We start from the raw sequence: 22,875 nt of genomic DNA, 5'->3' as shown, positions 1-22,875 counted from the left end.
CCCCCGGCGCACCACCTGATTGGCCCCCCGGTCCGCCGGGAAACCGCAACCCGTGAACGCCCGTAGCAGTGCCCGTATCGAGGACTACGCCCTCATCGGCGACGAGCAGACCGCGGCGCTGGTCGGCAGGGACGGCTCGATCGACTGGCTGTGCCTGCCCCGCTTCGACTCCGGCGCCTGCTTCGCCCGGCTGCTGGGCGAGGACGAACACGGCCACTGGCGGATCGCGCCCAAGGCGCCCGGCGGCGACGGCATCTGCACCCGCCGCGCCTACCGCCCCGACACCCTCGTCCTGGACACCGAGTGGGACACGCCCGACGGCACGGTCCGCGTCACCGACCTGATGCCGCAGCGCGAGCACGCCCCCGATGTCGTCCGGATCGTGGAGGGCGTCAGCGGCCGGGTCACCGTGCGCAGCACGCTGCGGCTGCGCTTCGACTACGGCTCGGTCATGCCATGGATGCGCCGCAGCGACGGCCACCGGGTGGCGGTCGCCGGCCCCGACTCGGTGTGGCTGCGCTCCGAGCCCGCGGTGCGCACCTGGGGCGAGGACTACGGCACCCACTCCGAGTTCACCCTCGGCGAGGGCGAGCGGGTCGCGTTCGTGCTCACCTGGCACCCCTCCCACGAGCGGCGCCCCCCGCTCATCGACCCGTACGAGGCCCTGGAGAGCAGCGTCACCGACTGGCGGCGCTGGGCCCGGCGCTGCCGGTACGACGGCCCGCACCGGGACGCCGTCGTCCGCTCCCTGATCACCCTCAAGGCGCTCACCTACGCCCCGACCGGCGGGATCGTCGCCGCGCCCACCACCTCGCTGCCCGAGCGGCTGGGCGGGGTGCGCAACTGGGACTACCGGTACTGCTGGCTGCGCGACTCCACCCTCGCCCTCGACGCGCTGCTCACCGCGGGCTACCAGGAGGAGGCCGAGGCCTGGCGCAACTGGCTGCTGCGCGCGGTCGCCGGCAACCCCGCCGCCCTCCAGATCATGTACGGCGTCGCGGGCGAACGGCGCCTCGGGGAGGCCGAGCTGCCCTGGCTGCCCGGCTTCGCCGGCTCCTCCCCGGTGCGCACCGGCAACGGCGCCGTGGAGCAGCTCCAGCTCGACGTGTACGGCGAGGTGATGGACTCGCTGTCGCTGGCGCGCGCCGCGGGCCTGCCCGTCCGGCCGCACATGTGGTCCATCCAGCGGGCGCTGATGGACTTTCTGGTCTCGGCGTGGCGGCAGCCGGACCAGGGCCTGTGGGAGGTGCGCGGCGGGCAGCGGCACTTCGTGCACTCCAAGGTGATGGTGTGGGTGGCCGCCGACCGGGCGGTCCGCACCCTCGAACAGCGCCAGGAGACCAGCGGTGACCTGGAAGGCTGGCGGCGGCTGCGGGAGGAGGTGCACCGGGAGGTCTGCGAGAAGGGCTACGACCCGGAGCGCAACACCTTCACCCAGTCCTACGGCTCCCGCGAGCTGGACGCCGCCCTGCTGCTCATCCCGCGCGTCGGCTTCCTGCCACCGGACGACCCGCGGGTGATCGGCACGGTCGACGCCATCCGCGCCGACCTCGCCCACGACGGCTTTCTGCGCCGCTACGACTCCGAGGAGGGCGGCGACGCGGTGGTCGACGGGCTGCCGGGCGGCGAGGGCGCCTTCCTGGCCTGTTCGTTCTGGCTGGTGGACGCGCTGCACCTGACCGGCCGCCCCAAGGAGGCGCGGGAGCTGTTCGAACGGCTGGTGCGGGTGACCAACGACGTGGGACTGCTGGCCGAGGAGTACGACCCCGGCGCGGACCGCCAGCTGGGCAACTTCCCGCAGGCGTTCAGCCATCTCGGACTGGTGAACTCCGCCCTCACACTGTTCGGGACGCAGGAGGCAGGATAGGGGTCATGGATCTTGGACTGAAGGACCGGGTGTACATCGTCACCGGGGCCACCCGCGGCCTGGGCAACGCGGCCGCGCGGCAGCTCCTCGCGGACGGCGCGAAGGTGGTGATCACCGGCCGGGACGAGCAGCGGGCCGCGGCGGCCGCCGCCGAACTGGGCCCGGACGCGCTGGGCGTGGCCATGGACAACGCCGACGAGCAGGCGCCCGAGCGGCTGATCGCGGCCGCCCGTGAGCACTTCGGCGGCTTCCACGGGGTGCTGGTGAGCGTGGGCGGCCCGCCGCCCGGCTTCGTCGCCGACAACACCGACGAGCAGTGGCGCGCCGCGTTCGAGTCCGTCTTCCTCGGCGCGGTGCGGCTCGCCCGCGCGGCGGCGGCCGAGCTGGACGAGGGCGGGGTCATCGGCTTCGTGCTGTCCGGCTCGGTGCACGAGCCGATCCCGGCCCTGACGATCTCCAACGGCCTGCGCCCCGGACTGGCCGGCTTCGCCAAGTCCCTCGCGGACGAGCTGGGCCCGCGCGGCATCCGGGTGCTGGGCCTGCTCCCGGCCCGCATCGACACGGACCGGGTGCGCGAGCTGGACTCCCTGTCCGCCGACCCGGAGGCCACCCGCGCCGCCAACGAGTCCCGGATCCCGCTGCGCCGCTACGGCACCCCGGAGGAGTTCGGGAAGGTCGCGGCCTTCCTGCTGTCCCCGGCGGCATCGTATCTGACGGGGATCATGGTGCCGGTGGACGGCGGGATGCGGCGCGGGTTCTGATCCGAGGGGGCCGCGCGGTGCTGATCTGGAGGGGGCCGCGCGGTTTTGATCTGAGGGGGGCCGCGCGGTGCTGATCCCGAACGGGCCCGCGCGGTGCTGATCCCGAACGGGCCCGCGCGGTGCTGATCCCGAACGGGCCCGCGCGGTGCTGATCCCGAACGGGGCCGCGCGGCCGGCGGCCCGTCAGGTGACCCGTTCCGCCCGGTGCCTGACCGCGCCGAGGCGGACGTCCGTCGGCAGGGCGGGCAGGCCCGCCGATTCGCGGGCGTGGGCCAGGGGCCCGGTGGTGAAGTCGGCCAGCGCCCTCGACGGGTCCACCTCGGGGGCCAGCCGCAGCCGGGCCCGCGCCCTGGGCTTCCTGCGCCGGCCACGCAGCCGTACCCGTGCGTGGGCGACGCCGGAGGCCGTGGCGGCCTCCTCGGCCAGGGCGCTCTCCAGTGCCCTGGCCCGCAGGACGGCGAAGGCGCCGTCGCCGGTGTCCACGCGGATCTCGGCGAGGCGGGGCCGGCGCAGGATCGCGCTCAGCCACCACAGGGCCAGCAGGACGAGGACGGCCAGGGCGGCGATGAGCGCCGGCCACCACCAGCGGGCCCCCCGGTAGCGGGTGCGCTCGGCGCGGCTGAGCAGGACGTCGTGCGGGCCGCCGTGGATCCACCAGGAGGGCGGCCGGACGCCGAGGCCGACGGCGAGGACCGCGCCGCCGAGGGCGAGCAGGATCAGTCCGGCCAGGGCGAGCAGGGCGCGGTTGAGTCCGCCGGAGCGCATCGCCGTCATCCCTTCCGCGGCGCCCGGACCACCCGCAGGGCGAGCCGGGGCGCATGGGTCAGGCCGAGGCCGTGGACCGCCTCGGTGAGGGTGGTGTCCAGGTCGGCGCGTACGTCGTCCGGTGCGCGGAAGTGCGAGACGGCGCGGACGGCGGCCTTGCGGCGGCGCATCCGCACCCGCACGGACCGTACGCCGGACACGTCCATGGCGCGATCGCGCAGCACCTGGGCCGCCGCGTCCCGCTGGAGCGCGGCGCGGACGTCCGGGTGCGGGCGGCGCATCGGCAGCAGGGAGCGCAGTCCCGGCGTGAGCGCGAGGGCGAGCAACCACAGGCCGACGGCCGCCGCGAGCGCCGCGCCGGCCAGCACCCAGGTGTCGTCCAGGGGCCGTTCGGCCAGCTCGCGGGCGAGGGCGCGGCGCCAGCGCATCGCGGGCCGGTGCGCGCGGACCGCGGCGATGTCGTAGAGCAGCAGGCCCGCGCCGGCCAGCAGCAGGACGGCGACGATGCCCGCGGGGACCCGGCGCGGCGCCCAGAAGCGACCGCTGCCGCCCGCGTCCGCGGGGGCGCCGGTGGTCTTGTCGAGGGTCGTGGCGGCCTCTGCCCGGCTCATCGGATCCTCCCGGCCCCGGCCGCCGACGGGTGCAGCCGCTCGACGCCGACGACGACCTCGGTGACCGTCATGTTCACCAACGCGCCCACCCGCTCGGTCACTTGGCGGCGCACGGCGGCGCAGCGGGCGCCGATGTCGCACGGGTAGCCGAGTTCGAGGTCGACGCGGACGCGGGCGGTGTCGTGGTGGACGGCCACCGTGGCGTGCGGCGGCCCGGCGGCGGCGGGCGGCGGGCCCACCGCCTCGCGGGCGGCCTGCGCGGCGACCTTCGCCACCACCCGGTCGGCGATACGGGTGGCGCCCCGTTCCGCGGGCGGCACCCGCGCGGGTGGCTGTCGTACCGCGTCGGTCCCGGTGGTCACGGCGCTCACCGCCGGTCGCGACCGAAAAAGTCGCCGAGGTCCAGATCGCCCTCCGCGAACCGGCCGACCACGAAGCCGACGGCGCCCAACGCCGCCACCAGCAAAAACGCGCCGAACCCGCCGAAGTACCCGGCGAACCCCAGCGCCATTCCGGCGATCAAGCCGACCATGGCCATGCTCATTCAGCGCTCCTCAGTCCGTCAGGTTCGTCAGGTGCACGAGGCAGTCCGTCGGGTGCACGAGGTCCGGGCGTGCCCGGTCACTGGATCCGGGGCTCCGGCTCGTCCTCGTCCTCCTCGTCGGGCAGCTTGACGTCGCTGACCGCGATGTTGACCTCGACGACCTCCAGTCCGGTCATCCGCTCGACCGCGGCGACCACGTTCTCGCGCACCGCGCCGGCGACCTCACGGATGGAGACGCCGTAGTCCACCACGATCTCCAGGTCGAGGGCGGCCTGCACCTCGCCGACCTCGGCCTTCACGCCGCGGGTCACCGACTTGGAGCCGCCGGGCACCCGGTCGCGCACGGCGCCGAGGGTGCGGGCGAAGCCGCCGCCCATCGCGTACACACCGATCACGTCCCGTGCGGCCAGACCGGCGATCTTCTCGACCACGCCGTCCGCGATGGTGGTCCGGCCACGGGTGGCCGCGTCCCCGCCACCGCGCCGGACGGCCTTCCGGGTCGACGTGTGCGGCTCGCCGCCGCCTTCGGGGGTCGTCGTCATGTCGGTCATCGCCGTACGTCCCTTTCGGTCGTCGTCCTTCGACCACCGTAAGCAAGGTTGCGCGACCGCGCGCCGGGGATGCGGCAGGCTGGAGGAATGACGGACGGGTGGACCAAGGTCGTACGGGACCATGTGGGGCTCGGCAGGCTGCTGCCGCTGGGCGGGCCGGAGGACGGCGCCTGGATCGCGGAGGACGCGGCGCGCGCGGCCCTGCGCCGGGCGGCGGCGGACGGCATGCCCGGTGTGCGGCTGGGCGCGCTGCGGATCGGGCTCGCCGACCCGTCGCGGGCCGCCGAGCCGGTCGTACCGGCTCCGCCGAGCGCGCTGCCACCGGGCTCCCTCCGGGTGACGGCCGACTGCACGGCGGGCTTCGCCGACCCGCTGCCGGAGACCGCCGCGCGGCTGCGGAAGCTGCTCGCGACGGCGGCGGCCGAGCGCCTCGGCCTGGTGGTGACGGAGGTGGATCTGCGGATCACGGATCTGCTGGAGCCGGACGGACGGCTCGTGGAGGTGCGGCCGCCGCAGCCGCCGGCGGCACAGGAGCCGGCGACGCTGTCCGAGGTGCGCGCGGCCGAGGCGGCCCTCGCGGTGCCGGGGGTGGTACGGCTGACCGGGCCGGGGCGGGCGGTGCACGTCGAGGAGCGGACGGACGGCACGGCCGCGCCGGCCCACCGCCATGTGCGGGTGGACCTCGCCACCGACGCGACCCACCGGACCGTGGAGGTGGCCCGGCGGGTGCGCGCGGCCGTACGGAACGCGCTGGAGGACAGACCGACGGTGGCCGTCCTGGTCACGTCGGTGGGATAGGGCTGCTGAGGGTGCTTATTCGCCGATGCCGGCCAGCTCCCGCAACCGGCGTGCCTGGGCCGCGCGCTCGGCGGCGCGCTGTTCGTCGTACGAACGGCCGGCCGCGCCGCTGAGCAGGGCCTTGGTCTCGACCACGGCGTCCCGCGGCGCGGCCAGCAGCGCGGCGGTCAGGTCGCGTACGGCGCCGTCGAGTTGCTCCGCCGGGACGGCCAGGTTGGCCAGGCCCGAGGCCACCGACTCCTGGGCGCCGACGAACCGCCCGGTCACGCAGATCTCCAGCGCGCGGGCATACCCGACCAGGCCGACCAGCGGGTGCGTGCCGGCCAGGTCGGGGACGATGCCGAGGCTGGTCTCGCGCATCGCGAACTGCACGTCGTCGGCGACGACCCGCAGATCGCAGGCGAGCGCCAGCTGGAAGCCGGCCCCGATGGCATGTCCTTGGACGGCGGCGACGGACACGATGTCATTGCGTCGCCACCAGGTGAACGCCTCCTGGAATTCGGCGATGGTCGCGTCGAGCCCGGCGTCGTCCCGGCGCGCGATATCGGTGAAGGTCGGCTCGCCCGGAATCCCCTCCGGGGTGAACATCTGCCGGTCCAGCCCCGCGGAGAAGGACTTGCCCTCGCCGCGCAGCACCACGACACGGACGGAGCCCGGCAGCAGCCGCCCGGCCTCGGCGAGCGCCCGCCACAGGGCGGGGCTCTGCGCGTTGCGCTTGGCCGGGTTCGTCAGCGTCACCGTGGCGAGCGCGTCGTCGACGGTGAGCCGTACGCCGTCCTTGTCGAGTACAGGAGCGAGGTCCTGGTCGGGCGTGGCCATGGGGCGCCTCCGATGGGTGCGGTCAGCGAAGCAGAGCTAAGTGACTGCACAGTAACCACCCGGCCGGTCGGAGCGCCGACCGGGTGGCCACCATCGAAGCCGATGGGCCGCCCGGAGTCAGGACGATGCGGCCTTCTTGCCCCGCGTCGCTCCGCCACGCCCTCGCAGCGTGACGCCCGACTCGCTGAGCATCCGGTGCACGAAGCCATACGAGCGGCCGGTCTCTTCGGCCAGTGCCCGGATGCTCGCACCGGAGTCGTACTTCTTCTTCAGGTCTGCCGCGAGCTTGTCGCGCGCGGCGCCGGTCACCCGGCTGCCCTTCTTCAGAGTCTCGGCCACCCGTGCCTCCTCATGGGAAGTGCGCTCTGGTCTCCTCATGATCACCCCTCCGGGGCCCGATGGCCACCCATTCGGCAAGGTCGGTGGGACATCGTTGTGACGACAGGAGCCGATCCGCACAAGCGGAATATCCGATTCCAGTGGTCGCCGTCGACAGGGCCGAACGGGTGGGTTCGCGAAGTACCAGGTCAGAGACGCGCCACGGCCGACCCCTTGCTGGACAAAGGATCGGCCGGGAAATCGGTGTACGACACACCCTGGTATGAGGAGATCTCACACAGATGGCGGATCACGGCTCGGCCGAATGATCCATACTCAGCGGATCGGACCGCCGGTCACGCCAGGGCGACGAGATCCGCGTAGTCGGAGCCCCACAGGTCCTCCACGCCGTCGGGCAGCAGGATGATCCGCTCGGGCTGGAGCGCCTCCACTGCGCCCTCGTCGTGGGTGACGAGGACGACCGCGCCCTTGTAGGTGCGCAGCGCGCCGAGGATCTCCTCGCGGCTGGCCGGGTCGAGGTTGTTGGTCGGCTCGTCCAGCAGCAGCACGTTGGCGGAGGAGACCACCAGGGTCGCGAGCGCGAGCCGGGTCTTCTCGCCGCCGGACAGGACGCCCGCGGGCTTGTCCACGTCGTCGCCGGAGAACAGGAAGGAGCCGAGCACCTTGCGGACCTCGACCAGGTCCATGTCCGGGGCGGCCGAGCGCATGTTCTCCAGGACGGTGCGCTCGGGGTCGAGGGTCTCGTGCTCCTGCGCGTAATAGCCGAGCTTGAGTCCGTGACCGGGGACGACCTTGCCGGTGTCGGGCTGCTCGACGCCGCCGAGCAGCCGCAGCAGGGTCGTCTTGCCCGCGCCGTTCAGACCGAGGATGACGACCCGCGAGCCCTTGTCGATGGCGAGGTCGACGTCGGTGAAGATCTCCAGCGAGCCGTACGACTTCGACAGGCCCTCGGCCATCAGCGGGGTCTTGCCGCAGGGCGCGGGCTCCGGGAAGCGGAGCTTGGCGACCTTGTCGGACTGGCGGACCGCCTCCAGACCGGAGAGCAGCTTGTCGGCGCGGCGGGCCATGTTCTGCGCGGCGACGGTCTTGGTGGCCTTGGCGCGCATCTTGTCGGCCTGCGCGTTCAGGGCGGCGGCCTTCTTCTCGGCGTTGGCCCGCTCGCGCTTGCGGCGCTTCTCGTCGGCCTCGCGCTGCTGCTGGTAGAGCTTCCAGCCCATGTTGTAGACGTCGATGTTGGAGCGGTTGGCGTCCAGGTAGAACACCTTGTTGACGACCGTCTCGACCAGGTCGACGTCGTGGGAGATCACGATGAAGCCGCCGCGGTAGGTCTTCAGGTAGTCCCGCAGCCAGGCGATCGAGTCGGCGTCGAGGTGGTTGGTGGGCTCGTCCAAGAGCAGGGTGTCCGCGTCCGAGAACAGGATCCGGGCCAGCTCGATACGGCGGCGCTGACCGCCGGAGAGGGTGTGCAGCGGCTGGCCGAGCACCCGGTCGGGCAGGTTCAGCGCGGCGGCGATGGTGGCGGCCTCGGCCTCGGCGGCGTACCCGCCCTTGGTGAGGAACTCCGTCTCCTGGCGCTCGTACTGCTTCATCGCCTTGTCGCGGGTGGCGCCCTTGCCGTTGGCGATCCGCTCCTCGTTCTCGCGCATCTTGCGCAGCAGCACGTCCAGGCCGCGGGCGGACAGGATGCGGTCGCGGGCGAGGACGTCCAGGTCGCCGGTGCGGGGGTCCTGCGGGAGGTAGCCGACCTCGCCGGAGCGGGTGATGGTGCCGGCCGCGGGCATGCCCTCGCCGGCCAGGCACTTGGTGAGGGTGGTCTTGCCTGCGCCGTTACGGCCGACGAGGCCGATGCGGTCGCCCTTGGCCACCCGGAAGGTGGCGTTCTCGATGAGGATGCGGGCGCCGGCGCGCAGCTCGATTCCGGTGGCGGAGATCACGGACAGACTCCTGGGCGTACAGAGGTTGGCGGGTGGGCGGCTGAGGACGTTCCCGCCGTCTAATGCGCGAGGAGAATGGCCATGGGAGAAGTCTAACGGGGCCGTGCAAGCCGTTTTCCCGTGTGCGGGCCTCGGGGTCTCGGGGCCGCATCCCCGGACGGCGGAGGGGGGAGAACTCTCCGGTGGTTCCGGAGTCCGGGAGTTCCGGGAGGAGTGATCCCTATGGCGTCGATGGGTGGGGGGCGGCCGGGCATCTGCCCCACGCTGCTGTACACGGACGCGAAGGCGGCGATCCGGCAGCTCACGGAGGGCCTCGGCTTCACCGAGCTGACCGTGTACGAGGCGGCCGACGGCACGGTGCTGCACGCCGAGCTGGTCCAGGGCAACGGCGCGGTGATGATCGCCTCCAGAAGCCGCGGCGGCCCGTTCGAGGCGGCGATGCGGGACGCCGGGCCCGCCGGGGTCTACGTCGTGGTGGACGACGTGGACGCCCATCACCGGCGGGCCGCGGCGCACGGTGTGGAGATCCTGATGCCCCCGACGGACCAGGACTACGGCTCGCGGGAGTACCTGGCGCGGGACGTCGAGGGCAACATCTGGAACTTCGGGACGTACGCGCCGGAGCTGGGCGTCTGAGCCGCCCTCCGGCGCGGCCCCTCAGCCGCCGGTGTGCACCTGGAACGCGGCCCGGCGCACGGCCTTGGCGAGGGCCGGGTCGGGGTGGGCGGCGGCGAGGGCGACCAGGACCTGCACGGTGCGCGGGTGGCCGACGGCGCGGACCTCGTCGAGCAGCCGGGGCACGGTGGGCTGCACCGCGGACTCCAGGTGCCGGACCAGCATCGGCGCCTCGCCGTGGTCGGCGACGGCCGCGGCGGTGTCCACCCAGAGCCAGGTGGCCTCCTCGCGGGTCAGCACCTCGTGGGCGTCCTCCGGGTCGAGGCCGTCGTGCTCGGCCAGCCACAGCAGGGCGTACGGCCGCAGCGTCGGCTCGTCGACGACCGCGCGCACCTCGGGCTCGGCGGGGGCGCCGACCACGCGCAGCGCCTCGAAGGCCAGCCCGCGCAGCAGGGCGTCCTCGCCGCGGGCGGCGTCGATCAGTTCGGCGACGGCGCTGCCGACGGTGCGGGCGGCGAGCCAGGCGCGGTACTCGGCGCGGGCCGCGTTGGGGCGCAGCTGGGCGCAGCCGCGCAGCATGTCCTCGGCGGACTGCTCGATGTTGCCGGCCGGGCTCTGCGCGGCCACGCAGATCTGCTCCAGCTTGACCCACACCGCCCAGCTGCCCAGCGGGGTGAGGGTGGCCTGGCCGGCGCCGCAGGTGAGGGCGCCGACGCTGGCGAGGGCGGCGAGCGCCCAGTCGAGGAGCGGCGCGAGGGAGGCGGTCGGGGCGTCCGGCGCCTTGGCGGGCCCTACGGTGGCTGGCGGGGCGACCGGGGTTCCGGCGGGACCGGAGGCGGCGGGCGGGGCGACCGGCGTCCCGGCGGGACCGGAGGCAGCCGGGGCGACCGGCGTCCCGGCGGGCGCGGTATCCGGGGTTCCGGCGGGCTGGGCAGCGGCGGGCGCGGTGTCCGGAGTTCCGGCGGGACCGGAGGCAGCCGGGGCGACCGGCGTCCCGGCGGGCGCGGCGGGCGCGGCGGGCGCGGCGGGCTCGGCGGGCTCGGCGGGCTCGGCGGGGGGCGCGATACCGGGGGTTCCGGTGGATCCGGTGGGCCCGGTGGGGGGCTCGGTGCCGGGCTCGTAGGAGACCTCGCAGCGTTCGGTGCGCAGTTCGATGACCCGCTGCTGGAGCAGGTCGAGCAGCTGCTCGACCGGGACGGGTCCGGCGGACAGCTGGAGGAAGGAGAGCACCTGCGGCATGGCGGAGACGGCCTCCGCGACGGCGGCCGGCTCGTGCCCCGCGGGTTCGGGCAGGGCGAGCGACCAGGCGTCGAAGAGGGCGACCCAGCCGCGCAGCACGGCGCTGTCGTCCCGGTCCCAGGCGCGCAGCCGCCAGCCGGGGCGCGCGCTGTCGCCGTGCACCTCGACCAGTCCGGCCAGGCGTGCGGTGTCCCAGTCGGCGCGGACCTGCTCGGGGGTGAGCCCGAGGTCGGCGGCGGCACGGTCGGCGGTGGCGGCGGAGAGGGTGGCCTTGCCGTCTGCGGTGGCGGCGTCACGGCCGGGGCCCAGGGCGTTGTCCGCCCAGCGGGCGACGCGGACCGCGCCGGCCAGCTGGGTGCGGGCCATTTTCGCCAGCTCGGCGGCGGCGGGGGTGCCCTCCGGCGGCCGGGGTGCGGCGCGGCGCGGGCGCCGCTGGTTCACAGCTCTGGGGGCGGCGGCCAGGGGTCGAGGTCGGACGAGTCGGAGCCTGGAGTCGCGCGGGATACGGGACGTCACAGGGGCAGTCTTCCGGTTGACGGTCCGAAAACCCAAACGGAATGTCACGGCGGGCGACGGGACGGGCCGACGCACCGGGTTCCGAAGGGGGTGGACCGGCGGGTTTCGGCCAACCGCATGGTCACAACCGGAAGGCCCCCGGCCGTCCGCCGCGCGCCCGGTGCGCCCCGGCGTACGCCGTCACATCGGCGGGGTCGCATCAGGCCGCGTCAGGTCACGACGACAAGGTCACCGCATCGGGTCGCGTCGGGTCACCCCAGCAGCGTCACACCAGCAGCGTCACATCAGCGGCGTCAGGAAGCGCCGCAGCCGCTCCTCGTACGCCTTGGGGTCCGGGTTCCACATCGCCGCGTGCGGGGCGTCCGGCACGGTGTGCAGGGCGACCCGGTCGGGGCGGCGGGCGGCGAGCAGCCGGGAGAACTCCCAGGGGGCGACCCGGTCGCCGGGGCCGTGGACGATCAGCGTCGGCACGGCGAGCCGCTCGGGGTCGGTGATCTCGGCGACCCGGTCGGCATGCAGCCCCGCGCGGCCCTGGGCGGCGCGGACCGCGAGCGGCAGCAGCGGGGCGGGGGTGTGCCGGGCGCGGGCGAGGGCGCGCAGCGTGGCCTCCCAGCTGAGCACCGGCGAGTCGAGGATCAGCCCGGCGACGCGGTCGCGCACGGCGGAGTGCTCGGCGGCGCGCAGCGCCATGGTGGCGCCGGTGGACCAGCCGAGGAGGACGACGCGGCGGGCGCCGTAGCGCACGGCGTAGCGGATCGCCGCGTCCACGTCGCGCCACTCGCTCTCGCCGAGGTGGTTCAGGCCGTCGGCGGGGCGGGGCGCGCCGAGGTCGCCGCGGTAGGCGAGGGCCAGCACCGGAAGGCGGCGGCCGCGCAGGAAGCCCATCACGTTCATGGTGTGCTCGCGGGTGGTGCCCAGGCCGTGCACGGCGATCACCCAGGTGTCCCGGTCGCCGGGCAGGAACCAGGCGGGCAGCGCGCCGAGTTCGCCGGGCACGTCCACGTCGGCGTGGTCGAGGCCGAGCGCGGTGCGCGGGTTGCCGACGTACAGGTTGGGGGTGAGCCACACCTGGTCGCCGGGTGCGAGGGTGCCGTGCGTCACGCCGTCCAGGCGGCGTACGACGGTGTCGGCGGTGTGCGCCGCCGCCCGCAGGACGGGCCCCACGACTGCGTGCGAACCGTCGCCCGCGAGGCCGTAGGTGCCGGGGCGCAGCGAGGCCAGGTCGCGGGTGAGCGTGATCTGGCCGGCCGCGGTGCCGTGCACGGTGAGCCGCGGTTCGGTGGGCAGCGGCCGGCTGCCGGACACCTTCAGCGCGACATCGCTGGCGAGCCGCCCGGCGGCCACGGATGCCAGGCCGGCGGCCACGACGGCGGTGACCGCGGCGGCGGTCGCTTTGAGGGGGCGCACGGCACCAGTGTCACGGGGGGTGCGGTGCCCGGCCAGTGGAGAGGCGGGGTGGAGTGATGGGGGGAGATACCGGGATGAAAGGTGCAGGGCCGAGGTCAGGTCGCGGAGCGGAGAGCTGAGCGGGGCGCCGCTCGGGGAGCTGTGGGACACGGGTCACCTCCGTTGGCCGTATCCCTTCAGGCGTTCCCCGACTTCGGCGAGTTGTGCCTCCGTCAGCAGAGACGGGGTCAGCCCCGGCACCGAGGAGGCGGTCAGCCAGAGCCGGCACATCCACTCCAGCTGGGCGGTGCGGTCGTACGCCTGGTCGAGGGTGGCGCCGTAGGTGAGGGTGCCGTGGTTCTGGAGGAGGCAGCCGGAGCGGCCGTCGAGGGCCTGGAGCATGTGCGCGGCCAACGCGTCGGTGCCGTAGGCGGCGTACGGCGCCACGCGTACGGGTCCGCCGAGGGCGGCGGCCATGTAGTGGACCAGCGGCAGCTCGGGCACCAGCATGGAGACCGCGGTGGCGTGCACGGCGTGGGTGTGGACGACCGCCTGTGCGCCGGTGGTGCGGTAGACCGCGAGGTGCATGGGCAGCTCACTGGTCGGCACCAGCGTGCCGAGCACCTGACGGCCGGTGAGGTCCACGCCGGTGATGTCGTCCGGGGTGAGCCGGTCGTAGGGCACACCCGAGGGGGTGACCAGTACCACGTCCCCGACGCGCGCGGAGACATTCCCGGAGGTGCCGACGACCAGCCCGTCGGCGACGCTCCGCCGCGCCGTCGCCACCAGCTCCGCCCACCGCCGGGCCGCTTCCCCGCCCGCTTCTCCGCCCGTCTCCCGCAGCTTGGAGGTCATGTCCGCGATCCTGCCAGCCGCTTGTACACCAGGTGGCCGGTCGCCGCATTTCCGCCCGCGGTTTCGCACCCCCAAAAGGGTGTATATCAGGCCAAACGCTAAAAATCTCCCCAGATTCAACGATCAGCGGCCCTTGAATGAGCCCTCCTGCCCGCCGGGCGATCCGGTCGTCCGTCATTTCCGGGGAGTTGGCACATGGCCCGTGACCGCATCCACCTCCGCCGCCGCGCCGGTGCCCTCGCGGCGACCGCGGCGGCACTCGCCCTGACCTGCGCCACCGCCGCCGCGGCCGGTCCCTCGGACCGGATCGCGAGCCTGCCGAAGGGGCACGACGTGTCGTCCCACCAGCGGAACGTGGACTGGCCGGCCGCCCGGTCCGGCGGGGCGCGCTTCGTCTACGTCAAGGCGACCGAGTCCACGGGCTACCGCAACCCCTATTTCGACCAGCAGTACGACGGTGCGCGCGACGCCGGGCTGATCCGCGGCGCCTACCACTTCGCGCTGCCCGACAGGTCCTCCGGCGCCCGGCAGGCCAGGTACTTCGTGGCGCACGGCGGCGACTGGCGGCCGGACGGCTGGACGCTGCCGCCCGCGCTGGACATCGAGTACAACCCGTACAGCGCGAAGCACCCCTGCTACAGGCTGGGCTGGAAGCGCATGAAGTCCTGGATCTGGTCGTTCAGCGACGAGGTGGTCCGCGAGACCGGCCGCCGTCCCGTGATCTACACCACGGCCCACTGGTGGAAGCAGTGCACCGGCGACAGCCACGCCTTCGCCTCCCGCCACCCCCTGTGGGTCGCCAGCCACGGCTCCTCGGGACCGGGCAGGCTGCCGGGCGGCTGGCAGTCCTGGACCTTCTGGCAGTACGCCACCGCGGGCCGGCTGCCGGGTGACCAGAATCTCTTCAACGGCAGTTCCAGCGGGCTGCGGACCTTCGCCGCGGGCTGGTAGCCCAAGGGGCGCATGGGCACGTCCGGTTCGGAGCGGGGAAGCGGAGCCGCACACCCCCGTTGCGGACACCCCCGTGCCCGCCCCAGTTCATCTTCCGTTCACCCAGGTTGCCTACGTTCATCCGGACAACGACCTCGAACGATTGCCTGGGTAAATGGAAAGCTTCTCGCTGATCCTCGCGATTGTGGTGGTTACCGCACTCGCGTTTGATTTCACGAACGGTTTCCACGACACCGCGAACGCGATGGCCACCACCATCTCCACAGGCGCGATGAAGCCGAAGCTCGCGGTAGCCATGTCCGCCACCCTCAACCTGGTGGGCGCCTTCCTCTCCGTGGAGGTCGCCAACACGATCTCCAAGGGTCTCGTCGACGAGAGCGGCATCCGTCCCGAAGTCATCTTCGCCGCCCTGGTCGGCGCGATCCTCTGGAACCTGCTGACCTGGCTGGTGGGCCTGCCCTCCAGTTCCTCGCACGCGCTGATGGGCGGTCTGATCGGCGCGGCCGTCGCCTCCGCCGGATTCGGCGCCGTGCACGGCGGCGTGCTGGTCACCAAGGTGCTGCTGCCCGCGGTCGCCGCGCCGGTCGTGGCCGGTGTCGCCGCGCTGGTGGCGACCCGGTTCTCCTACGCCGCCGGCGACAAGACCGGGGGCGAGGCCACCCGCAAGGGCTTCCGCGCCGGCCAGGTCGCCTCGGCCGCGCTGGTCTCCCTCGCGCACGGCACCAACGACGCGCAGAAGACGATGGGCGTCATCACCCTCGCGCTGATCGCGGGCGGTGCCATCGCCCCCGGCTCCAACCCTCCCACCTGGGTGATCCTTTCCGCGGGCCTGGCCATCGCGCTCGGCACCTACATCGGCGGCTGGCGCATCATCCGCACGATGGGCACGGGCCTGACCGATCTGGAGCCCCGTCAGGGCTTCGCCGCGCAGACCAGCGCCGCGACCGCCATCCTGGCCTCCTCCCACCTCGGCTTCTCCCTCTCCACCACCCACGTCGTCTCCGGCGCGGTGATGGGTGCGGGCCTCGGCCGCAAGGGCGGTGTGGTCCGCTGGTCCACCGCGACCCGGATGACCGTCGCCTGGGTGCTCACCCTGCCGGCCGCCGCGCTGGTCGGCGCGGGCGCCGAGGCCGTCACCGAACTCGGTGACGGGGGCACCGCCGCGGTCGCCGTCTTCCTGGTCGCCGCGAGCGCCTGGATCTACAAGCTGTCCCGGCGCGAGGTCATCGACCACACCAACGTGGTCGCCGAGCCGGCCGCGGAGCCGTCCGGCGTGGTGACCACCGCCATCGCCGCGGTGACCCCGCCGCCCGCCGGCTCGATCGCCGACGACCTGACGGCCACCATCCCCGCCCCCGCGCCGGTCCCGGCCGCCGAGCAGACGGCCTCCGCCGTCCCGCCGGCCGCCACCGTCTGACCCCCAGCCCGTTCACCAAGGAAGCAACCCCATGAAGATCGACTGGGCGGCCATCGGCTCCGTCTTCGGCGTCAGCCTCGCCTTCACGGTGGGCCTGGTGGTCCTGTTCACCCTCGGCATCAACGGCCTGGCCCGGCGCGAGAAGGCCGCGGCCGAGGGCGGCTCCGCCACGCTCGCCGTCACCGGCGCCTACGTCTGCTTCGCGGCCTGCGCGGCGGCGGTGGCGTACGGCATCCTCCTGATCGTCTCCAAGTCCTGAGCCGTCAGGGCCCCGCAGCGCCCTGACACCGAAAGCGTCCTGGCACCGAAAGGGCCCTGACCTCGAAGGTGTCACGGCCCGCACCACCCCGGCAGTCCCCCAGGCTCCCCTCCGCCACCCGCGGCAGGGGAGCCTTCGGCATGCCCGGCCACCCCGCGCGGTGTGGGGATCTGCACACTCCCGCAGGTCAACGGCAAGTTGACGGCCGTTCCGGGCGCATGGTGGACTGCCCACGCCATCTACGGCAGCAGGAGAGGAAGCCGGTGCGAATCCGGCGCGGTCCCGCCACTGTCACCGGGGAAGAACCCCCGGAGAGCCAGGAACTCTCGCCGCCGGATCACGTCGAACCAGGGCGCGGACACCCTGAGTGAGGACACATCGCCATGCTCGGCTGCCGAACGACCAGTACCAGGACCACTGTCGCGGTGCCCACGGCCGGCTGAGCCGATGGCCGCCGATCGCAGTTACGCGTACGGCGCCGCCGCCGGACTCCTCGGCGACCTCCTCCTCGGCGATCCCCGCCGCGGGCATCCGGTCGCCGCGTTCGGGCGTGCGGCCGCCGCCGTGGAAGGCGCGTTGTGGCACGACCACCGCGGCTGGGGCGCCCTGCACACCACCGTGTGCGCCGGTGGCGCCGTCGCGCTCGGAGCGCTGGCCGCACGCGTCGCCCGCCCCTCCCCCACCGCCGCCGTCGCCCTGACCGCCGCGGCCGCCTGGTCCGTCGTCGGCGGCACCTCCCTCGCCCGCGAGGCGCGGGCGATCGGCCGCGCCCTCGCGGCCGGGGACGTCGAGGCGGCCCGCGCCCGGCTGCCGCACCTGTGCGGCCGGGACCCGCAGGCGCTGGACGCCGACGGGATCGCGCGGGCCGTGGTCGAGTCGGTCGCCGAGAACACCTCCGACGCGGTCGTGGGCGCCCTGGTGTGGGGCGCGGCCGCCGGGGTGCCGGGGCTGCTCGGCTTCCGGGCCGTCAACACCCTGGACGCGATGTCGGGTCACAAGTCCCCCAGGTACCGCCGCTTCGGCTGGGCGTCCGCGCGCCTGGACGACGTGGCCGGCTGGCCGGGGGCCCGGCTGACCGCCGTACTCGCCGCCGCGGCCGGACCCGATCCGCGCGGCGCCGTACGGGCCTGGCGCGCGGACGCCCGCCGGCATCCGAGCCCCAACGCCGGTCCCGTGGAGGCCGCTTTCGCGGGCGCCCTCGGTGTGCGCCTGGGCGGCACCCTCTCCTACGGCGGCCGGACCGAGCACCGTCCCGTGCTCAACGGCGTCACGGGGCGGGCCGTCCGGGTCCCCGACATCGAGCGCGCGGTACGGCTCTCCCGCCGCGTCGGCCTGCTCGCGCTCGGCACCACACTCGCCGCGCGCCACCTCGTCAACGGGCTGAAGGGACGCGGGAAGTGAACGGTGGTCTCCTCGTCGCCGGCACCACCTCCGACGCAGGCAAGAGCGTCGTGACGGCCGGGATCTGCCGGTGGCTGGTGCGCCAGGGCGTGAAGGTCGCGCCGTTCAAGGCGCAGAACATGTCCCTGAACTCCTTCGTCACCCGCGAGGGCGCCGAGATCGGGCGCGCCCAGGCCATGCAGGCCCAGGCCTGCCGGATCGAACCGACCGCGCTGATGAACCCGGTGCTGCTCAAGCCGGGCGGCGAACAGAGCAGCCAGGTGGTGCTGCTGGGCAGGCCGGTGGGCGAGCTGAGCGCGCGCGGCTACCACGGCGGGCGCCAACAGCGGCTGCTGGGAACGGTTTTGGACTGCCTGGCCGAGCTGCGCGGGCAGTACGACGCGGTGATCTGCGAGGGCGCGGGCAGCCCGGCCGAGATCAATCTGCGCCGCACCGACATCGTCAACATGGGCATCGCGCGCGGCGCCCGGCTGCCCGTGCTCGTCGTCGGCGACATCGACCGCGGCGGCGTCTTCGCCTCCTTCTTCGGCACCCTCGCCCTGCTCTCGCCCGAGGACCAGGAACTGGTCGCCGGGTTCCTGGTGAACAAGTTCCGCGGCGATGTCTCGCTGCTGGAACCGGGCCTGGACATGCTCAAGGGCCTCACCGGGCGCCCGGCGTACGGCGTGCTGCCCTTCCAGCACGGTCTCGGCATCGACGAGGAGGACGGCCTGCGCGTCTCGCTGCGGGGCGCGGTGCGCGAGTCGGCCACAGCTCCCCCGCTCGGCGCGGACGTGCTGCGCGTCGCCGTCTGCGCGATCCCGCTGATGTCCAACTTCACGGACGTGGACGCGCTGGCCGCCGAACCCGGCGTCGTGGTGCGCTTCGTGGACCGCCCGGAGGAGCTGGCCGACGCCGATCTGGCCGTCGTCCCCGGCACCCGCGGCACGGTCCGGGCGCTGCGGTGGCTGCGCGAGCGCGGCCTCGCCGGCGCGCTCGCCCGCAGGGCCGCCGAACACCGGCCCGTGCTCGGCATCTGCGGCGGCTTCCAGATCCTCGGCGAGCACATCGAGGACGAGGTCGAGTCGCGGGCCGGGGCGGTCACCGGACTCGGACTGCTGCCCGTGCGGGTGCGCTTCGCCCGCGAGAAGACCCTCGCCCGCCCCCGTGGGCAGGCCCTCGGCGAACCGGTCGAGGGCTACGAGATCCACCACGGCGTCGCCCGGATCGACGGCGGCGAAGCCTTCCTGGACGGCTGCCGGGTGGGCACCACCTGGGGCACCCACTGGCACGGCGCACTGGAGTCGGACGGCTTCCGCCGGGCCTTCCTGCGCGAGGTGGCCGCCGCCGCGGGCCGCCGCTTCGTGCCCGCGCCGGACACCTCCTTCGCCGCGCTGCGTGAGAAGCAGCTCGACCGGCTCGGCGACCTGATCGAACAGCACGCGGACACGGACGCGCTGTGGCGGCTCATCGAGTCCGGCGCGCCGCAAGGACTGCCCTTCATCCCACCGGGAGCGCCCGCATGAGCACAGTGTTGTTGTTGTCCACCGCCGACACCGATCTGCTGGCGGCGCGGGCGTGTGGCGCCGGCTATCTGATCGGCAACCCCACCCGCGTCGACGTCGCCGGGGAGCTGCCGCGGCTGCTGGCCGGCGCCGACCTCGCCGTCGTACGCCTCCTCGGCGGCAAGCGCGCCTGGGAGGACGGGCTGGCCGCGCTGAAGGCGTCCGGTGTCCCGGCGGTGCTGCTGGGCGGCGAGACGGTGCCGGACGCGGAGCTGATGGCCGAGTCGACCGTGCCCGCCGGGGTGGTGGCGGAGGCGCTGCGCTACCTGGTCGAGGGCGGCCCGGACAATCTGCGGGAGCTGTCCCGGTTCCTGTCCGACACCGTGCTGCTGACCGGCGAGGGCTTCGAGGAGCCGCGCCGGATGCCGGAGTACGGCGTCCACGGCGCCTACGAGATCCAGGACGGCCGCCCGACGGTGGGCGTGCTGTTCTACCGGGCCCATGAACTCAGCGGCAACACCGCCTTCGTGGACACCCTGTGCGCGGCGATCGAGGCTCAGGGCGCCAACGCCCTCCCGGTGTACTGCGGCTCGCTGCGCGGCGCGGACGCCGGGCTGTACGAGCTGCTGGGCCGGGCCGACGCGCTGGTGGCCACCGTGCTCGCGGCCGGCGGCACACACGCCTCCGAGGCGTCGGCGGGCGGCGACGAGGAAGCCTGGGACATCGGCGCCCTCGCGGATCTCGACATCCCTGTGCTGCAAGGGCTCTGCCTCACCTCCTCGCGCGCCGCGTGGGACGCGTCGGACGCCGCGCTCTCCCCCATGGACGCGGCGATGCAGGTCGCCATCCCGGAGTTCGACGGCCGACTGATCACCGTGCCGTTCTCCTTCAAGGAGCAGGGCCCCGACGAGGTCCCGGTGTACGTCGCCGACCCCGAGCGGGCCGCGCGGGTCGCCGGGATCGCCGTGCGCCACGCGCGCCTCGGGTACAAGCCGAACGCCGCCAAACGCGTCGCCCTCGTCTTCACCGCGTACCCGACGAAGCACTCCCGCGTCGGCAACGCGGTCGGCCTGGACACGCCCGCGTCGGCGGTCCGGGTGCTGGACGCGCTGCGGGACGCCGGGTACTCGCTGACCGAATACCCCTCCGGCGGCGACGAGTTGATCCACCGGCTGATCGAGGCCGGCGGGCACGACGTGGAGTGGCTGACCGAGGAGCAGCTGGCCGCCGCGCCCGCGCGGGTGCCGCTGGCCGACTACCGGGCCTGGTTCGAGAGGCTCGACCCCGAGCTGCGGGAGGCGATGACCGAGGCGTGGGGCGAGCCGCCGGGCAACCTGTACGTGGACGGCGACGACATCGTGCTCGCCTCCCTTCGGTTCGGCAACGTGGTCGTGATGATCCAGCCGCCGCGCGGCTTCGGCGAGAACCCGATCGCGATCTACCACGACCCCGACATGCCGCCCTCCCACCACTACCTGGCGGCCTACCGCTGGCTGGAGCACAGCTTCGGCGCGGACGCGATCGTGCACATGGGCAAGCACGGCACCATGGAGTGGCTGCCGGGCAAGGGCCTCGGCCTGTCCCGCGGCTGCGCGCCGGACGCGGTGCTCGGCGAACTCCCGCTGATCTACCCGTTCATCGTCAACGACCCCGGCGAGGGCACCCAGGCCAAGCGGCGCGGGCACGCCACCGTGGTGGACCACCTGGTGCCGCCGATGGCCCGCGCCGACACCTACGGCGACCTCGCCAAGCTGGAACAGCTGCTGGACGAGTACGCGCTCGTCTCCGACCTCGACCCGGCGAAGGCGCCGGCCGTCCGCGCCCAGATCTGGACCCTGGTCAAGGCCGCCGAGCTCCACCACGACCTGCATGTGGACGAGCAGCCGGACGACGAGGCGTTCGACGAGTTCGTGATGCACATCGACGGCTATCTGTGCGAGATCAAGGACGTGCAGATCCGCGACGGGCTGCACATCCTCGGCGGCGGCCCGGTCGGCGAGCCCCGCGTCAACCTCGTCCTCGCCGTGCTGCGCGCCTCCCAGGTGTGGGGCGGCCGGGCGAATGCGCTGCCCGGCCTGCGGGCCGCTCTCGCCGAACATTTCGGGCTGGTGGAGAAGGAGTTGCTGGCCGGGCCGGGCGCGCCCGTGAAGGTGCCGGTGGAGCTGACGGACCTGGTGGCGGGGCCGGCGCGGACGGCCGCCGACGCGATCGATCTGCTGGAGGGGCTGTGCCGGCGGATCGCGGAGGGCATGGAGGCGCGCGACTGGGCGCGCGAGGCGGTGCGGGGCGTCGTACGGGGCGTGCTCGGCGGTGTCGAACTCCCGGACGCGGTGGCCGTGCTGGAGTTCGCCTGCGACGAGGTCGTGCCCCGGCTCGCGCGCACCACGGACGAGATCGGGCACATCCTGCGGGCGCTGGACGGCGGTTACGTCCCGGCGGGCCCGTCCGGTTCGCCGACCCGCGGCCTGGTGAACGTGCTGCCGACCGGCCGTAACTTCTACTCCGTCGACCCCAAGGCGATCCCGTCCCGGCTGAGCTGGGAGGTCGGGCAGTCGCTCGCGGACTCGCTGGTGCAGCGGTATCTGGCCGACACCGGCGCGTACCCGAAGTCCGTCGGCCTGACGGTCTGGGGCACGTCCGCGATGCGCACCCAGGGCGACGACATCGCCGAGATCCTGGCGCTGCTGGGCTGCCGTCCGGTCTGGGACGACGCCTCGCGCCGGGTGACCGGCTTCGAGGTGATCCCGCCGGCCGAGCTGGGGCGCCCGCGCATCGACGTCACGGTCCGCATCTCCGGCTTCTTCCGGGACGCGTTCCCGCACGTGGTCGGGCTGATCGACGACGCGGTGCGCGCGGTGGCCGAGCTGGACGAGCCGGCCGAGGCCAACTACGTACGGGCGCACGTGGACGAGGACAGCGCCGGGCACGGCGACCGGCGCCGGGCCACGGCCCGCATCTTCGGCTCCAAGCCGGGCGCGTACGGCGCGGGGCTGCTGCCGCTGATCGACGCGCGGAACTGGCGCTCGGACGCGGACCTCGCCGAGGTGTACGCGGTGTGGGGCGGCTACGCGTACGGCAGGGGCCTGGACGGGCGGGCGGCGCGCGGGGACATGGAGACGGCGTTCAAGCGGATCGCGGTGGCGGCGAAGAACGTCGACACGAGAGAGCATGACATCGCGGACGCCGACGACTACTTCCAGTACCACGGCGGCATGGTCGCCATGGTGCGGCACCTGACGGGGGCCAACCCCGAGGCGTACGTGGGCGATTCGGCCGTGCCGGACCAGGTGAAGACGCGCACGCTGGGCGAGGAGACGCACCGCGTCTTCCGGGCGCGGGTGGTCAACCCGCGCTGGATGGCGGCGATGCGCCGGCACGGGTACAAGGGCGCCTTCGAGATGGCGGCGACCGTGGACTACCTGTTCGGGTACGACGCCACGGCGGGCGTGGTGGACGACTGGATGTACGAGAAGCTGTCCGCCGAGTACGTCTTCGACCCGGAGAACAGCGCCTTCATGCGGCAGTCGAATCCCTGGGCTCTGAGAGGCGTCACCGAACGCTTGCTGGAGGCCGCCGACCGGGGCCTGTGGGCGGAGCCGGACCAGGAAACCCTGGACCGGCTCCGGGCGACCTACCTCAAGCTTGAGGGAGATCTGGAGGGAGACGAGTGATCTCCCGGGGAAACCCCGCAGCGGCGGGGACCACACCGAGTAGGACTTGGACCCGGAGAAACGGGACGGACCACCCCCGCAGCGGCAGGGAG

21 protein-coding genes and 1 riboswitch are annotated in these 22,875 nt (G+C 73.9%); of the genes, 10 read left to right on the top strand and 11 right to left on the bottom strand.

Annotated features, from left to right (window positions below; all coding sequences use genetic code 11):
- Positions 1-52 precede the first annotated feature (52 nt).
- Together AC069R_RS22280 and AC069R_RS22275 are read left to right on the top strand one after the other, a co-directional pair.
- Positions 53-1,867, top strand: a complete 1,815-nt coding sequence (locus tag AC069R_RS22280; RefSeq protein ID WP_478768546.1) for a glycoside hydrolase family 15 protein — start codon at positions 53-55, stop codon at positions 1,865-1,867.
- Positions 1,868-1,872: 5 nt separating this feature from the next.
- Positions 1,873-2,628 carry an SDR family oxidoreductase gene (locus AC069R_RS22275; RefSeq protein ID WP_478768545.1) on the top strand — a complete coding sequence of 252 codons (756 nt, stop codon included), beginning with the start codon at positions 1,873-1,875 and terminating at the stop codon, positions 2,626-2,628.
- Between the two features lie 183 nt (positions 2,629-2,811).
- On the opposite strand, the gene amaP is transcribed toward AC069R_RS22275, so the two are convergent.
- The 5 genes from amaP to AC069R_RS22250 all read right to left on the bottom strand — a co-directional run bounded on the left by amaP (position 2,812) and on the right by AC069R_RS22250 (position 5,099).
- A complete protein-coding gene (gene amaP / locus AC069R_RS22270; protein ID WP_478768544.1) occupies positions 2,812-3,402 on the bottom strand; it encodes an alkaline shock response membrane anchor protein AmaP in 591 nt (196 codons plus the stop codon).
- Positions 3,399-4,004 carry a DUF6286 domain-containing protein gene (locus AC069R_RS22265; RefSeq protein WP_478768543.1) on the bottom strand — a complete coding sequence of 202 codons (606 nt, stop codon included), beginning with the start codon at positions 4,002-4,004 and terminating at the stop codon, positions 3,399-3,401. The genes amaP and AC069R_RS22265 overlap by 4 nt, the downstream gene beginning before the upstream one ends.
- Positions 4,001-4,366, bottom strand: a complete 366-nt coding sequence (locus AC069R_RS22260) for a hypothetical protein (protein WP_478768542.1) — start codon at positions 4,364-4,366, stop codon at positions 4,001-4,003. Before AC069R_RS22260 ends, AC069R_RS22265 begins: the two co-directional genes overlap by 4 nt.
- Before the next feature lie 5 nt (positions 4,367-4,371).
- Positions 4,372-4,548 (bottom strand): hypothetical protein, encoded by a 177-nt coding sequence (locus AC069R_RS22255; protein ID WP_478768541.1) that lies wholly within the window; start codon positions 4,546-4,548, stop codon positions 4,372-4,374.
- 77 nt (positions 4,549-4,625) lie between these two features.
- Positions 4,626-5,099, bottom strand: coding sequence for an Asp23/Gls24 family envelope stress response protein (locus AC069R_RS22250; protein WP_471067380.1), 474 nt, complete (start codon positions 5,097-5,099; stop codon positions 4,626-4,628).
- Positions 5,100-5,186: 87 nt separating this feature from the next.
- Here AC069R_RS22250 and AC069R_RS22245 point away from each other — a divergent pair, with 87 nt between their 5' ends.
- Complete coding sequence (locus AC069R_RS22245) at positions 5,187-5,897, top strand: nucleopolyhedrovirus P10 family protein (protein WP_478768540.1); 711 nt, start codon at positions 5,187-5,189, stop codon at positions 5,895-5,897.
- A gap of 15 nt (positions 5,898-5,912) precedes the next feature.
- Here the strand turns inward: AC069R_RS22245 and AC069R_RS22240 are convergent, their stop codons facing one another.
- From AC069R_RS22240 to AC069R_RS22230, 3 genes are all read right to left on the bottom strand, one after another.
- Positions 5,913-6,716, bottom strand: a complete 804-nt coding sequence (locus AC069R_RS22240) for an enoyl-CoA hydratase/isomerase family protein (RefSeq protein ID WP_478768539.1) — start codon at positions 6,714-6,716, stop codon at positions 5,913-5,915.
- Positions 6,717-6,833: 117 nt separating this feature from the next.
- Positions 6,834-7,055, bottom strand: a complete 222-nt coding sequence (locus AC069R_RS22235; protein WP_004002281.1) for a helix-turn-helix domain-containing protein — start codon at positions 7,053-7,055, stop codon at positions 6,834-6,836.
- A gap of 335 nt (positions 7,056-7,390) precedes the next feature.
- Complete coding sequence (locus AC069R_RS22230; protein WP_397986601.1) at positions 7,391-8,989, bottom strand: ABC-F family ATP-binding cassette domain-containing protein; 1,599 nt, start codon at positions 8,987-8,989, stop codon at positions 7,391-7,393.
- Positions 8,990-9,211: 222 nt separating this feature from the next.
- On the opposite strand from AC069R_RS22230, the gene AC069R_RS22225 reads away from it, so the two are divergent.
- Positions 9,212-9,625: a VOC family protein gene (locus tag AC069R_RS22225; protein ID WP_478768538.1), complete on the top strand. Its 414-nt coding sequence runs from the start codon at positions 9,212-9,214 to the stop codon at positions 9,623-9,625.
- Between the two features lie 21 nt (positions 9,626-9,646).
- On the opposite strand, the gene AC069R_RS22220 is transcribed toward AC069R_RS22225, so the two are convergent.
- The 3 genes from AC069R_RS22220 to AC069R_RS22210 form a co-directional block, all read right to left on the bottom strand.
- Positions 9,647-11,209: a hypothetical protein gene (locus AC069R_RS22220; RefSeq protein WP_478768584.1), complete on the bottom strand. Its 1,563-nt coding sequence runs from the start codon at positions 11,207-11,209 to the stop codon at positions 9,647-9,649.
- 429 nt (positions 11,210-11,638) lie between these two features.
- A complete protein-coding gene (locus AC069R_RS22215) occupies positions 11,639-12,766 on the bottom strand; it encodes an alpha/beta hydrolase (RefSeq protein ID WP_478768537.1) in 1,128 nt (375 codons plus the stop codon).
- 153 nt (positions 12,767-12,919) lie between these two features.
- Positions 12,920-13,600: a class II aldolase/adducin family protein gene (locus AC069R_RS22210; protein WP_478768536.1), complete on the bottom strand. Its 681-nt coding sequence runs from the start codon at positions 13,598-13,600 to the stop codon at positions 12,920-12,922.
- Positions 13,601-13,795: 195 nt separating this feature from the next.
- Between AC069R_RS22210 and AC069R_RS22205 the strand changes: the two genes are divergently transcribed.
- From AC069R_RS22205 to cobN, 6 genes are all read left to right on the top strand, one after another.
- Positions 13,796-14,551, top strand: coding sequence for a lysozyme (locus tag AC069R_RS22205; protein ID WP_478768535.1), 756 nt, complete (start codon positions 13,796-13,798; stop codon positions 14,549-14,551).
- A gap of 154 nt (positions 14,552-14,705) precedes the next feature.
- Positions 14,706-15,968 (top strand): inorganic phosphate transporter, encoded by a 1,263-nt coding sequence (locus tag AC069R_RS22200; RefSeq protein ID WP_478768534.1) that lies wholly within the window; start codon positions 14,706-14,708, stop codon positions 15,966-15,968.
- 31 nt (positions 15,969-15,999) lie between these two features.
- Positions 16,000-16,227: a hypothetical protein gene (locus tag AC069R_RS22195; RefSeq protein WP_397986595.1), complete on the top strand. Its 228-nt coding sequence runs from the start codon at positions 16,000-16,002 to the stop codon at positions 16,225-16,227.
- Positions 16,228-16,432: 205 nt separating this feature from the next.
- A riboswitch (cobalamin riboswitch) is annotated at positions 16,433-16,575 on the top strand.
- 99 nt (positions 16,576-16,674) lie between these two features.
- Positions 16,675-17,628: a cobalamin biosynthesis protein gene (locus AC069R_RS22190; protein WP_478768533.1), complete on the top strand. Its 954-nt coding sequence runs from the start codon at positions 16,675-16,677 to the stop codon at positions 17,626-17,628.
- Positions 17,625-19,133 carry a cobyric acid synthase gene (locus tag AC069R_RS22185; protein ID WP_478768532.1) on the top strand — a complete coding sequence of 503 codons (1,509 nt, stop codon included), beginning with the start codon at positions 17,625-17,627 and terminating at the stop codon, positions 19,131-19,133. The genes AC069R_RS22190 and AC069R_RS22185 overlap by 4 nt, the downstream gene beginning before the upstream one ends.
- Positions 19,130-22,783 (top strand): cobaltochelatase subunit CobN, encoded by a 3,654-nt coding sequence (cobN, locus tag AC069R_RS22180; protein WP_478768531.1) that lies wholly within the window; start codon positions 19,130-19,132, stop codon positions 22,781-22,783. The genes AC069R_RS22185 and cobN overlap by 4 nt, the downstream gene beginning before the upstream one ends.
- Positions 22,784-22,875: the final 92 nt, after the last annotated feature.

It is taken from the genome of Streptomyces sp. NPDC043952 (assembly GCF_056435325.1).
The sequence above is the reverse complement of the archived record's forward strand: the minus strand, read 5'-3'. Positions and strand labels throughout refer to the sequence as shown.

Coding starts and splice junctions, on each gene's coding strand:
- AC069R_RS22275 (WP_478768545.1), top strand. CDS start 1,873: ATGGATCTTGGACTGAAGGACCGGGTGTACATCGTCACCGGGGCCACC.
- amaP (WP_478768544.1), bottom strand. CDS start 3,402: ATGACGGCGATGCGCTCCGGCGGACTCAACCGCGCCCTGCTCGCCCTG.
- AC069R_RS22265 (WP_478768543.1), bottom strand. CDS start 4,004: ATGAGCCGGGCAGAGGCCGCCACGACCCTCGACAAGACCACCGGCGCC.
- AC069R_RS22255 (WP_478768541.1), bottom strand. CDS start 4,548: ATGAGCATGGCCATGGTCGGCTTGATCGCCGGAATGGCGCTGGGGTTC.
- AC069R_RS22250 (WP_471067380.1), bottom strand. CDS start 5,099: ATGACCGACATGACGACGACCCCCGAAGGCGGCGGCGAGCCGCACACG.
- AC069R_RS22245 (WP_478768540.1), top strand. CDS start 5,187: ATGACGGACGGGTGGACCAAGGTCGTACGGGACCATGTGGGGCTCGGC.
- AC069R_RS22240 (WP_478768539.1), bottom strand. CDS start 6,716: ATGGCCACGCCCGACCAGGACCTCGCTCCTGTACTCGACAAGGACGGC.
- AC069R_RS22225 (WP_478768538.1), top strand. CDS start 9,212: ATGGCGTCGATGGGTGGGGGGCGGCCGGGCATCTGCCCCACGCTGCTG.
- AC069R_RS22220 (WP_478768584.1), bottom strand. CDS start 11,209: ATGGCCCGCACCCAGCTGGCCGGCGCGGTCCGCGTCGCCCGCTGGGCG.
- AC069R_RS22210 (WP_478768536.1), bottom strand. CDS start 13,600: ATGACCTCCAAGCTGCGGGAGACGGGCGGAGAAGCGGGCGGGGAAGCG.
- AC069R_RS22205 (WP_478768535.1), top strand. CDS start 13,796: ATGGCCCGTGACCGCATCCACCTCCGCCGCCGCGCCGGTGCCCTCGCG.
- AC069R_RS22200 (WP_478768534.1), top strand. CDS start 14,706: ATGGAAAGCTTCTCGCTGATCCTCGCGATTGTGGTGGTTACCGCACTC.
- AC069R_RS22195 (WP_397986595.1), top strand. CDS start 16,000: ATGAAGATCGACTGGGCGGCCATCGGCTCCGTCTTCGGCGTCAGCCTC.
- AC069R_RS22190 (WP_478768533.1), top strand. CDS start 16,675: ATGGCCGCCGATCGCAGTTACGCGTACGGCGCCGCCGCCGGACTCCTC.
- cobN (WP_478768531.1), top strand. CDS start 19,130: ATGAGCACAGTGTTGTTGTTGTCCACCGCCGACACCGATCTGCTGGCG.